The 16,368-nt window shown below is 55.1% G+C and carries 9 protein-coding genes; all 9 read right to left on the bottom strand.

Features of this window, described 5'->3' with window-relative positions; translation table 11 throughout:
• Positions 1 to 82: 82 nt before the first annotated feature.
• On the bottom strand, positions 83 to 598 hold the full coding sequence (locus KHS78_RS07530) for a hypothetical protein (protein ID WP_211826823.1): 516 nt from the start codon (positions 596 to 598) through the stop codon (positions 83 to 85).
• A 72-nt stretch (positions 599 to 670) separates the two neighbouring features.
• Positions 671 to 1,213 (bottom strand): hypothetical protein, encoded by a 543-nt coding sequence (locus KHS78_RS07535; protein ID WP_211826825.1) that lies wholly within the window; start codon positions 1,211 to 1,213, stop codon positions 671 to 673.
• 9 nt (positions 1,214 to 1,222) lie between these two features.
• Positions 1,223 to 1,465, bottom strand: coding sequence for a BRCT domain-containing protein (locus KHS78_RS07540; protein ID WP_211826827.1), 243 nt, complete (start codon positions 1,463 to 1,465; stop codon positions 1,223 to 1,225).
• Positions 1,466 to 1,935: 470 nt separating this feature from the next.
• Positions 1,936 to 2,874: a Pvc16 family protein gene (locus tag KHS78_RS07545; protein WP_211826829.1), complete on the bottom strand. Its 939-nt coding sequence runs from the start codon at positions 2,872 to 2,874 to the stop codon at positions 1,936 to 1,938.
• Positions 2,871 to 4,838 (bottom strand): ATP-binding protein, encoded by a 1,968-nt coding sequence (locus tag KHS78_RS07550; protein WP_211826831.1) that lies wholly within the window; start codon positions 4,836 to 4,838, stop codon positions 2,871 to 2,873. The genes KHS78_RS07545 and KHS78_RS07550 overlap by 4 nt, the downstream gene beginning before the upstream one ends.
• Positions 4,835 to 5,248, bottom strand: a complete 414-nt coding sequence (locus KHS78_RS07555) for a glycoside hydrolase family protein (protein ID WP_211826833.1) — start codon at positions 5,246 to 5,248, stop codon at positions 4,835 to 4,837. Before KHS78_RS07555 ends, KHS78_RS07550 begins: the two co-directional genes overlap by 4 nt.
• 57 nt (positions 5,249 to 5,305) lie before the next feature.
• Positions 5,306 to 8,134 carry a contractile injection system tape measure protein gene (locus tag KHS78_RS07560; RefSeq protein WP_211826835.1) on the bottom strand — a complete coding sequence of 943 codons (2,829 nt, stop codon included), beginning with the start codon at positions 8,132 to 8,134 and terminating at the stop codon, positions 5,306 to 5,308.
• Positions 8,131 to 8,592, bottom strand: a complete 462-nt coding sequence (locus tag KHS78_RS07565; protein WP_211826837.1) for a hypothetical protein — start codon at positions 8,590 to 8,592, stop codon at positions 8,131 to 8,133. Before KHS78_RS07565 ends, KHS78_RS07560 begins: the two co-directional genes overlap by 4 nt.
• A 54-nt stretch (positions 8,593 to 8,646) precedes the next feature.
• Positions 8,647 to 16,365, bottom strand: coding sequence for a beta strand repeat-containing protein (locus KHS78_RS07570; RefSeq protein ID WP_211826839.1), 7,719 nt, complete (start codon positions 16,363 to 16,365; stop codon positions 8,647 to 8,649).
• Positions 16,366 to 16,368: the final 3 nt, after the last annotated feature.

Consider the following 16,368-nt stretch of genomic DNA (forward strand, 5'->3'; position numbering starts at 1 on the left):
CACGTCTAATCGTTTTGTATCACGATAGAATCAGAAACGTTTTTTCTTATTCATCTGCACATGATGAGCAATACGCAGTGGGTTAGCGCATCAGCAAATTGGTTTTATCCCGACTGGACTGAGTTGTACCAAAGAAAAACTGCATGGAGCCAATCCACGCCGTCGAGAGGGCCCCGAGCATCACCTGCAGTACTGCTTCATTTTCCGGTGCGACCTTGCCAGTAATCATGGCCGTCAACACACTGAAGAAGCCCAGGGTCAGCAGCACAGCCAGAATCCCCGGCATTTTGTCCTTCAATGCCCGCTGCCGCGCCCGTGCATCCGCCTTATCGTCATACAGCAGCCGGTGTTCCCGGATGCCCAGTTCCTTGAGCTGTACCCGTACTTCTTTTTCCAACAACTTGAGTTTGTTCAGGTCTTCGACCCGCGCAGAACCCAGTGTGACTGCAATATCGTCTTCCGTCGCCTGCGGATCATTCAGCAGATTTTCCGCCAGCATACTGACCGCCACTCCTGCCAGTGGTCCCCCCAGCATCCCTGCCAGGGTCGGTGCCACACTGCTGACCAGCTCTTTCCACTGGGAACCTTTCTTGTCCATATAATCCTCCTTGCTATATGGCTCAGAATGGCCCGGTTAACAACCGGGCCGGTACTACTCAGGCATTGTCGCTTATGAATCGCTGTGCAACTGCCAGGACAGATGCGACAGCGCCTGATTCTCCGCATCACAGAGGTGCCGGAAGACATCCTCGTAGCGATGTTGCCAGCGACGCTCCCAGTTACGCTTGTCGATCCCGGCAAAGCGGTAGCGGGAACGCGCACTCATCGGCTTGCGTCCACTGCCATGGCATTCATCACACTCCATACCATTGCGCCGCAGGCCTCGCCCCCGGCATGCCGGACAATGTGATGTCTGCAGGCTCTCATAACAGGCCAGCTGGGCCAGTTTGGTCAGCAGTGTGCCACGCGCACGCCACTGCCCTTTCTTCGCCAGAGATTTCACCAGACCGCTCACCAGCTTGACCAGAGACTCGGCACAGCTGCTATCCTGGCAATATTTGGTGCGCGCCAATACATACGACAGCTGATTAAGGTTCCCCATACTCAGGGCAACCGCGATATCTTCCCAGCGGAGTCTATTGTGACCTCCTGAAACATCAGACCAGGATGGACTCTTCGGATTCAGTAGTAATAAATAACGTGCCGTTTCCATAAGCTGACCTCACACTCCCTGGTTCTGTTGACGATTTTGTTGATTCTTCTGACGCAGACGGTAACGGGCATAGGGCCTGTAGATCCCTTCCCAGCTGATTTCACCACCGCTTTTTTCGATAATTTCCAGTGACTGAAGAGGTCCCGGGGCCCGCTCCATGCGCCGCCAGGCGGCAATCGTACGGCGAGGTACATCAAACAACTCTGCCGCTACCTCGTCAGAGAGCTTCTGGATAAAGACAGCCAATTCCATGATGATTTCCCTTTAACTCCTGTCTTATAGGCCTGAAAGGCATTACCCGAAGCACCGGTTTCCTTCCCCGGACATGCAGGTATGCGCCATACCACTGGACAGGCGTGGTTTTCTGGGCTGTTCAGCAGGGGGAAATCAACCGGCTTCACCTCGGGCCTGCACCAACGAGTTCTGCGAGCACGGTCTATAACCGGGGGCATGGAAATACCATGTCCGGACACAGACGCACCGCCGGACTCATGGTTCGGTTGCCGGTACAGCAACAGGCAGGGAAATGCAGGGGATACTCTCAGGGAGTAACCAGGCTTATCGACACTTCACCGCTGGCTTCACTGGTGCACCGACAGTCACAAACAGGGATTGCAAGCCACGTCTTATTAGCGGAGTCGTTTTTGTGACGAAGCATCGCCTGTTTGCAGGCGTATTGAAAGCAAGGCTTTGACTAGTTAGTCCGAGGTCTGAGCACGGGCTCAGTGTGTTGGAAAGGTAATATCGACACTGGCGGGTATCCGTTGGCCATTGTCATCACGCTGCACTTCAAGCACTTGCTTGCCGGTTGCGGTGTCTGTCGGGGCATGCTCAGCCCAAAGCAGGTATTCACCGTCAGGCAGGTCAGGAAAGAAATAGAAACCGTCGTTGGCCGGCGTGATCGCCCAGCGCTCAGGGCTGCCGACGGAGCGGGCATGAATAGTGATATCATCCGGCGCAAAGTCAAACGGTGCAGAGATAAAACCGGAAACAGCCAGGTTGTGCTCCGGACCGGTGTCCCAGTCATCCGGTAGATGATCCATATTGCCAATCCGGGTCTGCAGGTTAGCCACAACCGGTGCCGTTACCGGGGTATGCACAGGCACGGGCACGGTCAACTCCAGGTTCAGTACCGGCTTGGGATGGGCGCCCAGCGCATTCCAGAACTCCCCCTGCGTACGTTTACTGTCCTGATCCAGTAACATTTTCATCACTACGCCCGAGGGACCGGGATCGTAGCTCTGCTCCTGCAATAACTCAATTGGCATGGTCTGATGCCGCCCGAGTCCCTGTACAACACGTGACAACAGATATTGCTCCACCAGCGCCCGTTCCTGCAGCCCCATGCTCCAGGCGCTGATCATATAGTTCAGATCGACCAAACGGGGTTGCCGCCCAATGGTTTTCTGGCTGCGGTCCTCACTGACCGCCATCACCGGAAAGGCTTCACCATAACGACGCTCAAGATTCTCCTGCAGGCTATAGAGATAAATATTGAGCACCGGCACTTCCGGCAGGCTGCTGACAAACTCCTTGTCTGGCACTTCGAAGCTGACCTGAACACTCTCATCGCCGACAGCACTGGCCAGCACATCCCGCTCTATCAACGTTTTCAGGGTACGGGTGACGGCCACAAAGGGAGCAATATAGTCATTGGTCATGGTGAATCATCCCTGTTGCTTTCATTGAACCAACCGGCCAGTTGCTGGCTGACAAGAAAACTGTTGTCGTTTTTCTGGTACTCGCGGCGAATGGCGCGCCTCAGATGCTCACGCCTGACCTGGGGCTGCTGTTCATTGTCATGCATGGCCAGCGCCATGGCCTGCTGGGCAATATTGCGTATCTGGGCGCCATTAAGCTCCAGCTGTGCAGCCAGTGATTCAGTCTCCACATCCTCCGCCAATGGCAATAGCGCAGCCCAACGTGCCCAGAGTTCACGTCTAGCAGGACTGTCAGGTAAGGGAAACTCAATACTGAAATGCAATCGTCGTAGAAAAGCTTTGTCCAGATTACCCTTGAAATTGGTCGCAAGAATCAAAAGCCCCTGGAAGTGCTCAATACGCTGCAGCAGGTAACTGACCCCGAGGTTGGCATTTTTGTCATGGCTGCTTTCGACTTTGCTGCGCTGGGCAAAGATGGCGTCCGCCTCGTCAAAAAACAGGATGCCATTATGGTGCTCGACTTCATCAAACAGCGATGCCAGGTGTTTCTCCGTCTCACCGATCCACTTGCTGGCGATATTGGCCAGGTTTGCTTTGTACAGAGGCAACTTGAGGTGACTGGCCAGCGCTTCTGCCGCCATGGTTTTCCCCGTACCCGGTCGCCCCCAGAACAGCACCTGTAAACCCGCCACCTGGCAGAGTCCTTTTTCACACAAGGGTCGCCGCAGATGATAGCGGCCAGCCAGTTCTTCCAGCTGTGAACGAACATCCCCGGTCAACACCAGATCCTCAAACCGGTGTTGAGGTATCACCCGGCTTGCCAGCCCGGATAACGTTGCAGGTGTTCTGGCCAGGCATTGACTTAAAATGGCGTCAGTCGTCAGTGCTTCACCCGTCTGCCTGAGTTGCAACAGTACCTGAAGCATATCCCCCGGGGACAACCGGTATCGTTGCGCAATGGTCGTCCAGTCTACCGGCGCATTGACTGCCACCGGGTCACCGCAACAGAATTCAGCCAACGTTGCCCAGAGTTGTTCACTGGCATTGAGATCCGGTATCACCAGCCTGCGAGATACCGGCTGCCGGTTAGCCAAAAGGGGCGGCCACTGACAGGGTTGCTCACCGGAAAACCAGAGGCAATGGCCTCCCCAGCCTGCAACCTGCTTAGCAGCAGCCGGGCGTTCAGCTAATGCCTGTAAACCGTCTGGCCAGAACAACTCGCCATCTGCCAGTGCAACAAACCGGAGAATATCGCGCAGGGTGTCAAGCGGTTCAGTGAATTGCCAGAGCCGGTTGATATCCAGCTCATACAAGGGATGACCACGCTGAGTCGCGGTTTGCAACGCCGTCGTACGCCGTCCGCTCCCCGCTATGCCGGTTAACTGCACAAGCGGGCTTTGGACAGGTTCAGTCAGAGGAATCAAATCGTGTTCAGGCACATCCACCCGGTGCAAACACTGGTGTATATCCTGAGACTGACGCTCTGCGCCCCATAGATAATCAATCACATCCGGTGCAATCCGAACCTCCCCCGTCATCAGGTTGCCGGCCTTTTCCGGCAGAACCAGCAGCCGTTGCGTGAGCAGTGAACTATCGGCCAGCAACACCTGTATCCCGCTCTGCTTGCGTTCCGGATAAGCGCACAAGACATTCAACAGCATTTCAAGACATGGAAATGGCTGACGTTCAGGATGCAATTCGGCATAGAGAGACCGATACCGCGGATCCATGTGTGGTAATGCGGTTAACAATAGCAGGGCCAGTTGCCACTGTTCCAGATCAAACAGTGATTTCAACCGGGTCAAACGCGGACTCTGCCCCAGCTCCGCCACGACCCGGGCTCGTTCGGCTGACCAATCTGCCAGCAGGGCATCATGACTGCCCTGCTCCTCTTGCGCCTGTGCCAACTGCCAGGCACCTTCCACAATACCGGCAATCTGTACCAGTTCTTCCTGAACGGTCATTGCTCCCCCCGGCACATCATTTCCGCCAGCTCATGGGCACGACCTTCAACCTGCTCCGCCCAACGTGAATCGAGCATTTCATCAGCGGCACGCAGGTAATCACCATCCCGCAAAGCAGTCAGCATGTTGCGAAAGGTACACAACCTTGGCAGGCCAAGATTAAACGCCATGTTGATTAATACCTCCTGTCGAACACGATCCAGATCGGCTATCCAGGGAAAACAGCGATTCAATTCATCCTTCACTCGGCGTATATCATTCGCAAGCAGGCAGCGGGCTTCCTCTTCCGTCAGACCCATATCATCCAGATTTCTGCCAATGCCAATCGTCAGTTTCCCAACAGAGTCCCGATAGGGAAAACGACGCAGGCCTTCATGGCGAATCAGGGTATCAACCAGTGTTTTTGACATGGTTCAGTCCTTTGTTCCGGAGAGGTAGTAATGGGCAGGAAAGCGTGTTGACAGGTTTCAGTGTGCGGAAGTCACCGCTGACAAACTGAATCCTTCCCCTTTTTTCCAGTGGATGCTGAGTAGATCGTTTAACCAGGGCAGGCGGATAATGCTGATAGGCCAGGGGAGCCCCTGAAGCAGAACATCCTGGGCCTGGTCTGCTACGGTCAGGCGCCAGCCACTATCACATCGGTCCCACAACCCGTGTCGCTGCAGGAACATGGTTCGTAATCCGGCGGGCGGCATGGATTTCAGAACAGGCCATTGCTGGATAACGGCCAGCAGCATGTTCTCAATGGCCTGCGTTTCCTGTTCGGTTACTACGGGTAATGCGTCTGATGACGTCTCTGCCGGCAGCCCTGTTAGCAGCGCTGCGGTCATGCATTGCGGCGTTTTATCTTCGCCATACTCAATACCTGCTGCAGCGACCAGCAAGGCCATGCCCCGCAACTGAGCCGCTTCATTGACAAAAGCCGTGCCTGACTGGGTCAACAGCTGCAGTTTGCCAAACAGGGTGGGCAAATGCGGCCACAGTACGGCAAGCCCGGCGTCTTCTGTCAGCCCGTCATCCAATGACGATACCTGACGTATGCTGGACGTCGGCTTTTGAACCGTCTGTTCAAGCTCATGCAATAAAGACTGGATGGACGCACGAGCAGGTTCAGGCAGGCAGCCTGTTTTTTGTTCTGACCTGCTGGCTAAAACCCCACCCAATAGTTCCCGGACATCACGGTTTACGATGGGCTCCAGTACAGCGGCGGATACCTGAGGGTCAGCGCCTGCCAAACCACTGGACACAACCTGACGAAAGCGCAGCATGTCTTCTTCTAAAGACTGTGCTTGATTGTTGAGTGCTTCCTGAAAGTGCTGGATCCTGGCGTTCAGTTCATCACGCGACGGTAATGCTCCGCTTGCCAGCTGTGTCGCCAGCGATTCACGAAATGCTTCAGGGTGACTGACCTTGACCTGCAGATATTCCCGGCACATTGGGACCAGATCTCCCTGCTGCAAAGATGCCTTCAACCGGGATAACTGTTCCTGCCCATACACTAGGCTTCGAGCCGCTTGTTCCTGTTGCCTGAATGCAACGTTTACCGGTGCCGGAAACAGTGGATTCCCCGTGGCGCACGTTGCGGGATCCAACTGAGATACCCATCGTTTCCACCGTTTACGGCGAGGGCGCAACCAGTGCGACATGGCAGGGTGTTCAACCCCAATGAAATCAAGCAACACCAGTAACTGCTCAAGCGCAACAGCTAGTGACAGCCGATCATCCGCACTCGACAAACGTTGGTGACAACGCTGCCCCGCTGAACGCCAGACGGCGGGTAAGGTAATCGCTATGGCATCATCCAGTTCATGCAACAATTGACTGCGTATCGACAGGCAGGCCGTATCAATCCCTTTCGGCAACTGCTGCCAGGCACGCAATTGCTTTAACAGGGCACGCAGCCATCGATTACGATTCTCTACCGGGATGGTCTGACCGTTATCCCGCCACTGCTTTAACGACCGGGCTAATGCCAGGGGTAAATGGGGATCTGTCAGCAGTTCAGTCACGACACTCTCGGGACGCTTTCCTGATGCTGACCGGGTGTCTTGTATCAATGGCGCGTGGGTTTCTGATAGCGCCTTGTCCGCTTTCTCAATCCCCACGAGTGACCACGGCCTGGTAAACGCACCAACACCTTCATTCTTCAGTGCCTGCTTTAACTGCCGTATAGACTGACGACGCAGAAAACCCGTTGCCGCCCCATACGACTGCAACCATGCCTTGATACCGGTTTTATACGCATCCGCTACATCCTGACTGTGTAATAACCCCTCAATGGCTTGCGCCAGCAACTGATCCGCCGCAGTAGATGCTGCAAGCGATAGCACTTTCTGAAACGCAGACGAAAAAGTGGGCGGGTTTAATACAGGATCAACACCTGGAAACTCGACGCTCTGCAGTTCAACGAACGTTTCTGAGAGAACGGGCTGGTTGAACGTTTCAATAAACGGTTTCTCTTCTATACCTCTGGTATCCCAGTCACGGTATTGAGCATCATCGAAAGAATGATCCATACCCTGCAAAATGCGTTGTCGAAGAACCTGCAAGCGATGGCGACGTAGCCATGCTGGCAACGTCGCCTGTGATTGAAGCCACCATTTCAGCGGAAATGAATGCGGGATAGGTGTCCCTGATCCAGCCAGGATTCTGCGTACCTGGTCTTCAACCTCATCAACAGGGCGAGTTGATTGCAATAACGACAATAGCTGATCATCGGCAGTGATAACCGGTGAGATTGTGTCCCGTACCGTCGATTGCTCTTCCAGCCATGCCTGTAATTGATCAATCTGAGACCTGCGCGTATTGGTTGTTTGACCGACACCTGACAAAGTGCCCAACAGAGACTTTAGCTCTTTAGCCAACGGCGAAGGCACATCAATGTGACTGACCATCGATTCAATTCTGGTGATAATGGCATCACGTTTTGTGGGCGTCAGCGCCACCCCCAGTAGCAACCGCAGTTGCTCCAATAACTCAGACAACACATCAACCGTGAACGCCTGACCGGCAGCGTCGATGGACACAGGATTTTGTATGAGTCGTGCCAGTTGCTTGCGTATCTGATGCGTCAGGCGATGGCGGAAATCGGCTTCCAGACTTGCAGGCGACAGGTCACTGATATCAATAGACAGTCTATCCAGAGATACGTGAGCCAGCCCGGGAAAATCCTGTAATGGGAACTGCGCCAGCGTATCCAGCAGGCAACGCTCAAGCCGTTCACTCAACCGCTCCTGATCATGGCCACTGTCAAACTGCAGATTAAGGCGCGCCTTTTCAATCCGGGCCCTCGTCACCGGCGTAGATTCTTGATTTCACTGACGGCCTCCCGATAAGCCTGATAGCGGGCATGCTGGGGGTTTTCGACGCCTAGATTAATAAACGCCTCTTCACACCCTTCATCCTGCCGTTCACACCAGACCTTGATCAGCCGAAACGTTTCCCGATCCTGTTCATTGTCATGTCGGCGGCTTTCATGATCCCTGGCCGCAATACTGTTGACGGTGTGCAGCCACTGCCCCTGGCTTTCCCGCACCACGACCGGTGCAGAACCTTTCGGTGGCAGCTGCTGGTAAAGCTGGAACTTCAACTGATCTTCCGGACTGTTAGGCTCCCATGCAGCCTTCAGGCCATTGGCTATCGGTTGTACCTCAACCCAGAAAATATTGGGATTGCCCAGGGGCGCCGGCCGATCATATAAACGGTTACTCATCACCAGCCCATTATCACGGGCACACTTGATGTAGCGAGACATGTCATGTTCTCCAAACGGTAGGATTGACCCGGCAGTAAACTGCCGGGATCACGGTTACAGGTTGTCGCTGCGCCACTCGCTTTCCCAGAAGCTCAGCCGTGCGCCTACATAATCGCCACGCCAGAAATGCTCTTCCTGATTGCTATCGCTCTGGTAATTGTTGGCGTAGATATGTTTGTAGTCGGACAAGCCGTTATTACCGGCCCAGTAACCTTCGCAGATGAGATCACTACAGAAACATGCGCCACCACCATACTGGCTGGCGGCACAATCCCGGGCATGGACTCTGGACTGATGACAACGAAACACCCCGCCACCGTACATGGCTTCACAACGCAGGGCCGTTATCCGGCTTTCGTTGCAGAATGCCGCACCGCCCCCCTGTGCCGAAATGCAGTCTTCCATCCGCAGTATGGAGTCGTGCAACCCATAGGCACCACCGCCGTACGTGCTGTTACCACTGTTGAGCGCCTGACAGTTACGGATATGTTCTGCCCGGATACGGCTGCTGTTTTCAGCGAAAATCCCACCGCCGTTACCATTCACATGGTGTCCTACGATATGGCAGTTCAGGACACAGTCTTCAGCATTGTCCAGATAGAACGCACCACCGTTCATAACCGCTTCCTGGGCGCCGCCATTGAAGGTCCATCCTTCCAGATGAACATCTGAGATCCGCTCACCGGCAGGAGCACGGAGCTCAAACCGGTAATGAGGCTGCGCCTTGACGACCAGCGTTGTGCTGGGGTTATACCCCACAATACTGACGCCGGTGCTGAGCGTAACGGAATTCTTCAATACATAACTGCTGACAGCAGGCCAGGCATCAGGCTCAGCCAGTTCCGCCGTCATGCCACCGACCACGACCGGACTGGACTGGTTGTTTTCCATGGGGGGCAGAAGAATCACTGTGGTGTAAGGGGCAATAGTGACATCCGCACTACCATCACCAAACACCTGCTCAAACGATGCCTGACTGCGTACAGCGATGGTGCGGCCACCATAACCAAATGGCGATGCATAAGTATCAACATACGTTTTCACCGCGCGCTGGGTTGCCAGTACCCGATCGGAACTGTTCATGCCCCCCAGATAGGGATCCTCTTCTACACGATCCACCTCTGCCCCATTGGCAAAGACCAGCTTGTCGCCGAGCGAGGCCCCCTGTCCCAATGAGGCATAACCGGCCACATTGAGGTCCTGCCGAACCAGGGCGTCATCCTCGATGGTCAGTCGCTGGCGTATCAGGGTTGCACCGGACACCGTCAATGAACGATTCAGACGACTGTCACCACTGACATTAAGCTCACCCTGGATCGCTGCATCATTCTGCACCTGCAGGTGACCACCCGCATCGATATCACTGCCAACCTGCACCGGGCCATTCACCGTTGCCTGGCCATTAACACGCAGGGCCTCGCCGGACAGCGGATCCGCCATGGTCACCAGCCCCTGGCCGGTATACAGCTTACCGCTTAAATCAACATTGCCATCTATTTCCACATTACCGCTGATATCACTGTTACCAGTGACGGCAAGTGCCAGCTGCGCGGCATTATCATTCTTGACCTGCAGCGTATTATCGATCCGGACATCGCCATAACAACGGCTGTCGCCTTCCACCAGCAACTGGCCGCCAATATTGGCATCTCGACTGACCTGAATATCCCGGGAAAAGTTACCGTCATTATCAACCGCCAGATGCCCGCCCACATCCATGCTGCCACTGACGGTCTGACGACCATCCAGTTCCAGATCGCCACGCACTTCCAGCGCTGGGGTTGCCGGTGAACTGGACGCAACAACCATCCCTTCAGACGTCTGCACCGATCCGGTGAGCGACATGGCGCCGTCGATCTCAATATTACCGGCAATGACCATAGCCTGTTCGGACAGGTCCCGGTTTTCCACCACCAGGGTTCGATCTACGCGGCAATCACCATAAACACGGCTGTCACCGGAGACCGTCAGGTCATTATTAATACGTGCATCACGACCGATGTTGATATCATCGTCCACGGAGATATCCGCACGTACCCGAAGGTGGCCGTCTATTTCTGATTGCCCGCGCACCAGCTGGCGTCCGTCAACCGCCATCTCGCCATTGACTGTCAACGCAACGCTGCTATCTGGATCCGTGGCAATGGTCATGCCCTGGTCTGTATGAAGGGTGCCGTTAAGCTGGAAATCGCCATTCAGAGACAGGTCTCCCCGAAGTTCGGTGACACCTTCCACGCTCAGGGCAAGGGCTGAGCGGTCACTGTTTTCAATCTGCAGGGTTTTGTCGATCCGGCTGCTGCCAAACACACGACTGTCACCGGAGACACTCAAATCATGCTGAATCCGCAGGTCACGCCCCACATTGATATCATCATCAACCGACAGGTCTTCCCTGATTCGCATATGGCCATCGACTTCTGACTGGCCGCGCACCAGCTGGCGGCCATCAACCGCCATTTCACCATTCACCGTCAGCGCTACCGTGGTATCCGGATCCGTGGCGATGGTCATACCCTGATCTGTATGGATAGTGCCATTCAGGATCAGGTCACCCGCAACCTGAACATTCCCGGTCAGATGGCTGTTACCGGAAACCGTGAGCGCCTGTTCCGTCAGTTCACTGTTTTCAATAAGCAGGGCACGATCAATCCGTGTTGTTCCCATCAACACGCTGTCGCCAGTGACCAGCAGTTCCTGATCAACGGTGACTCCCTGTCGGACATATAAATCCTGTTCAACCGTGACATCCGCCCGGGCGCTGAGATCCCCCCGAATCACACTGTTACCCAGTACCTGCTGCCACCCCTCTACGGTCAGGTCTCCAGCCAGCAGGCTATCCCCGGACAGCACTAGCGCCTGGCCAGTGCCCGGTTCAGCGGCAACACTCAAACCGCCGCCAATGCTGACATGGCCCAGCAAGGCTGAATGGCCACTCACTGTTAATGTGTTATCAGCCAGAGCATCGCCACCGACGGTCAGAAGCCCCTGCGTCTTAACCGGTCCGATCAGTTCGCTGTCGCCGGTTACGGTCAGATGACCGCCCAATTCACTGTCACTGCTGACCGTCAGACGGCCACCAACCGCGGTATTGCCATTGACAGACAGATCCTTGTCCATCGTCGTATCATTCTGAACAGTCAGGCTGCCATGCAGTTCGGCTTCACCGGCGACGGTCAGAGCACCACGAATCGCAGCATCTTCCTCTACGGTAAGGTCCTGATTGACGGTTGATCCGCCCTGCACTGTCAGGTAGTCCCGAACTGTCGCAGTACCGGCAACCTCCAGCTGCCCCGTAACATCAATATTGCCATTGACTGACAGTGCATCATTCGTATCCGCATCGGCATGAATGACCGCACCACTGTCCAGTTGCATCGCGCCGAGGATGTGGGCATTGCCATCCACGACCTGCCCGGCATGGACATGAAGATGACCGGCCAGTTCGCTGTCGCCATTCACTGTCAGTGTTTTCGCCAGTCCGTTGTCCGGATCAATGACAGCCTCGCCGCCCCCCAGCACCGTTGCCTGAGTCACCCGAACCTGTCCCTGAAGTTCGGTATCACCCTGCACACAGAGCTCATCACCTACATTGATGTCGTCCGTTACCATCAGGTCACTTTCGACATAGAGTTGCCCGGTCACCCGGGCATTGCCGTCGGCCAGCAGTGCCAGGTTATCCTCTGCATGACCGGTGATAGACAGCCCCTGGTCGATGACAGCGGCACCTGCTATATGGCTGTTGCCGGTAATTTCCAGAGCCGTCTCCGCCATGTCTTCATTAACGACGACGAGCGCTTTATTCACCGTTGCCCCGCCCTGAAGCTCACTGGCTCCAGTGACGGTGATACCGGTAGTTTCATTCTCCGCATTACCCACGGTGAGTACGCCGCTGATCGCCAGGTCTCCCTCCACATCAGCCTGACCATTCACAGTGAGGGCAACCGCATCACTGGCAACATCATTGTCCACCACTAAATGGCCAGCGACGGTTGCATCACCGTCAGCCTGGAGATTACCAATCAGTGATGTATGGCCATGGACAGCCAGTGCGGTATCTGCACCACCGGCATTATTCACAGTCAGCGTTTTATCAACCGTCGCGTGATCATTCAGTAGACTGGCGCCCGCTACGGTCAAACGATCCTCTAAACGGGTTTCTCCTGTCGCATGCAGAGCCCCCTCAACGGCAGCATCACCACTGACACTCAAGGCATCGTCTTCATCAAGGCTGTTGGTAATGGTCAGACGCTGGTCAACGGTGAGTGTGCCATCCAGCATACTGTTGCCGGTCACCATTAATGCCGTGGCTGCATTTTCTGCATTTGTCACTGTCAGCGTTTTACCGACGGATGCATCGTCATGAAACAGGCCCGGCCCTGTCACAGAAACACTGCGGTCAAAGTCTGCCGTACCGCTTACCTGAACATTGCCACTCAGGGAGGAATCCCCCGTCACAGCGAGTGCGATAGTCTCTTCCCCGGTATTACTGACCGACAACGTCTGTTCAATCGTAGCCCCACCGGTTGTTTGCAGCTGCCCGTCGATCAGGCTGTCACCCGCTACAGTGAGTATTTTGTCGGTTGCGGCATCACCACCAATCGTCAACCGCTGGTCTACACGGGCATCGCCTTTGAGGTGGCTGTCCTGATCAACCGTCAGCTTCTGCTTGATACGGGCATCCTGATCAATATCCGCCGAACCATGGATTTGGGCATCGTTTTCAATAACAACATGCCCCCGTGCAAGAATCGCCCGGTTTTCCGCCACGGTGCCATCCACGGTCAAACCATGATCAATGGCAGCGGCCCCCAGTATCGCGGCATTGTCGGTCACCGTCAGGTCACCACTGACATGGCTGTCACCATCAACTGTCAGGCTTTTGCCGTTCATAACCGGCCCGCCGATGCTCAACGCGTCATCAACCCTGGCGTCGCCATGCAGAACGGTATGCCCCGTCACATCCAGAACCTGTTCTTCGACGGTTGTCGAATCCCCGATGGACAGATGTTCGCTGATAGCTGCCATACCATCGGCTACCAGCGCTTTCAAATCTGCCTGAGAGTCGCCGGTCACCGTCAATCCAGCTTCAACAGTGGCATGCCCCTCTGCCTGAAGGTCACCCTGCAGTGATGTATCGCCAGAAACTGTGAGCGCCATGTCCGTTTCTGCGTCACCACCGATCGATAAGGCATCATCAATGCGGGCATCACCGGACACTGACAGCACCTCCAGCGAACGGGTGCTTTCATCCCCCAGTGCAAGGTGTTCACTGATCGCGGCAGTACCCGACGCGGTAATAGCCCGATTGCCATTCGCACTATCGCCACCGACGGAAAGCCCGGACTGTACGCGGGCATGCCCCGTCGTTTCACTGTTACCAGTGACAGACAATGCGGTTGTCTCGTTTTCCGTGTTACTGACCGTCAGTGTTTTCGCAACGCTGGCATGATCATTTAATGCGCTCAGGCCAGTCACTGTCAGAGAATCTTCCAGTGTCGCGGCACCTGAGGCCTTAAGTTCACCAGTCACGTCCGCGCGCCCCGTGACAGACAATGCCGTGGCAACATCGTCACCGTTGTCAATGGTCAGGGTTTTACGGACAGAAGCATCACCATCCAGTTGACTGCCACCGGTGACCGATAAGGCATACTCAACACCATCAACATTGTTAACAGTCAGCGTTTTGGCAACACCGGTGTCATCATTCAAATAGCTGGGGCCCGTTACGGTCAGGCTCTGATCCAGAGTGGTTTCACCGGTCGTATTCAGGGAACCAGCCAGCCGGGTGCGACCGGTCACAGATAACGCAGTTTCTGCCCCTTCACCATTTGTAATGGTCAGGGTTTCATCAACGGATGCATGCCCTTCAAGGACACTGTCACCGGCAACCGTTAACGCTGTCTCTGCTGTATCACTGTTCGATACCGTCAGCGTTTTGCCGATGGAGGCGTCACCGGTCAGGTCACTGTGCCCAGAGACGGACAATGCCGTCGCTGCATCATCGGTATTACTGACACTCAATGTTTTGGCAACGGAAGCATCCTGATTAAGATGAGCCATCCCGTTGACCGTCAGTTCGCTGGCAACTGTTGCACTATCATTCAAGGTTGCCGAGCCGGTCACCGTCATGCCTTGATCGACCTGTACTGTGCCTGTCGTGTGCAGGTTGCCATCCAGCACCGCTTTGCCAGAAACCGTTAATGCCGTATCAGCAGCCTGTGAATTGCTGATAACGAGCGTTTCGTCAACAGTTGCCTCACCGTTAAAGGCACTGCCTCCATCTACCGTCAGGGCTGTATCAGCGTGGTTGTCATTGTTCACCTGTAACGTACGGCTAACCGCGGCAGAGCCAGTCACATCAAGCGCTGTCTCCGCCTCATTCCGGTTCGTTACGGTCAACGTCTCTCCGACTACCGCATGATTATCAAGCGTTGCCCGTCCTGTGACTGATAATGTGTCAGTCAGCGTCGTTGGCCCAGATGCCGTAACATCGGCAAACTGTGACGAGCCCTCAACGGTTAATGCCTGGCTGACACCCAGGTCACCGTCCATACGACTATCACCAGTGACCGTCAGCGCATCACCCTCATCAGAGACATTGTTGACGGACAATGACTCTTGAATGGTTGCACCCTCACGAACGGTCAAATCACCCGCCAGCTCAGTGGATCCCGTCACACTGAAAATAACGCCAGCTAACGGATTAGCGCCGACATGCAGCCGGTCATCGACCACCGTTGAACCATCAAGGAACACGTCACCGGTCACATGCAGTGCTTGGTCTTCACCAATCCCCTGGCCAACCGTCAGGCCTTTACCCACGACAGCTGTCCCCGTGGTGAGCTGGTTACCATCGAGCGTCGTTTCACCAGAAACCGTCAAAGGGCCTGTGGTCAGTGATGGATCAATCTTGACCTCCGCAGCACTGGCGCGGAGCCAGGGGGCATTGCCTGGCGACGAGAGACGCATGGCTTCATCACTCGTGGCACTCTCAACATGGAGTGAAGCTTGGGGATTATCTGTCCCTATGCCGGTACGACCACTCTCATCCACAATAAACGGGGTTTCATCATTGCGCTGATCATCAACACGCAGGGCATTGCCGCTCCCATCCCAGACAACATGCATCGCGGCGTCAGGGCTCTCGGCACCCAGCACCATATGCCCATTGTCGTTCAGAATCATCTGGGGGCTGTTGTCAGGCGCACGTACGGATACCCCGGGTCGACTACCATCAGTGACATTGCGCTGTACATCCAGCAAAGCTTCTGTGTTATCTGCCGAGTTCACCTTGACACTGTCACCAACGGACAATCCAGAGTCGATTGAGGTATCACCACTGACATCCAGAGTCCCGCTCACCGTGGTATCACCGGCGGCCAGTGCGGCGCCCACTGAAGCATCACCTGAAACGGTCAGGCTGCTGCCCGTCATCCCGTCTGCTGACAATGCTGCGACTGATGTATCACCGGCATTCAGACTACCGCCAACCGTTGCCGCGCCAGAAACAGACATACTGTCACCCGAGACCGTACCGGTTGTGGTCAGACTGCCATCAACCTGGGTATTGCCTTCAATCTCAGCCGTTCCCTTGACGTGTAATCGGGCCGACGGCGCATCAGTGCCAATACCCAGTTGCTGGTTTTCATCCACATAAATCGCATCATCAACCTGATTAATGCCCGACTCGATCAATTCAGCAAAGTTTTCACCGGTAGGGATAGCGTTATCTGAAAAGACAGACGTCAGCTCCGTTCTGTTCCTTTTGGCCATGTT

This window comes from Kistimonas asteriae, from assembly GCF_018263925.1.
Classification (GTDB): Bacteria; Pseudomonadota; Gammaproteobacteria; order Pseudomonadales; family Endozoicomonadaceae; genus Kistimonas; species Kistimonas asteriae.

Coding starts and splice junctions, on each gene's coding strand:
- KHS78_RS07530 (WP_211826823.1), bottom strand. CDS start 598: ATGGACAAGAAAGGTTCCCAGTGGAAAGAGCTGGTCAGCAGTGTGGCA.
- KHS78_RS07535 (WP_211826825.1), bottom strand. CDS start 1,213: ATGGAAACGGCACGTTATTTATTACTACTGAATCCGAAGAGTCCATCC.
- KHS78_RS07540 (WP_211826827.1), bottom strand. CDS start 1,465: ATGGAATTGGCTGTCTTTATCCAGAAGCTCTCTGACGAGGTAGCGGCA.
- KHS78_RS07545 (WP_211826829.1), bottom strand. CDS start 2,874: ATGACCAATGACTATATTGCTCCCTTTGTGGCCGTCACCCGTACCCTG.
- KHS78_RS07550 (WP_211826831.1), bottom strand. CDS start 4,838: ATGACCGTTCAGGAAGAACTGGTACAGATTGCCGGTATTGTGGAAGGT.
- KHS78_RS07555 (WP_211826833.1), bottom strand. CDS start 5,248: ATGTCAAAAACACTGGTTGATACCCTGATTCGCCATGAAGGCCTGCGT.
- KHS78_RS07565 (WP_211826837.1), bottom strand. CDS start 8,592: ATGTCTCGCTACATCAAGTGTGCCCGTGATAATGGGCTGGTGATGAGT.
- KHS78_RS07570 (WP_211826839.1), bottom strand. CDS start 16,365: ATGGCCAAAAGGAACAGAACGGAGCTGACGTCTGTCTTTTCAGATAAC.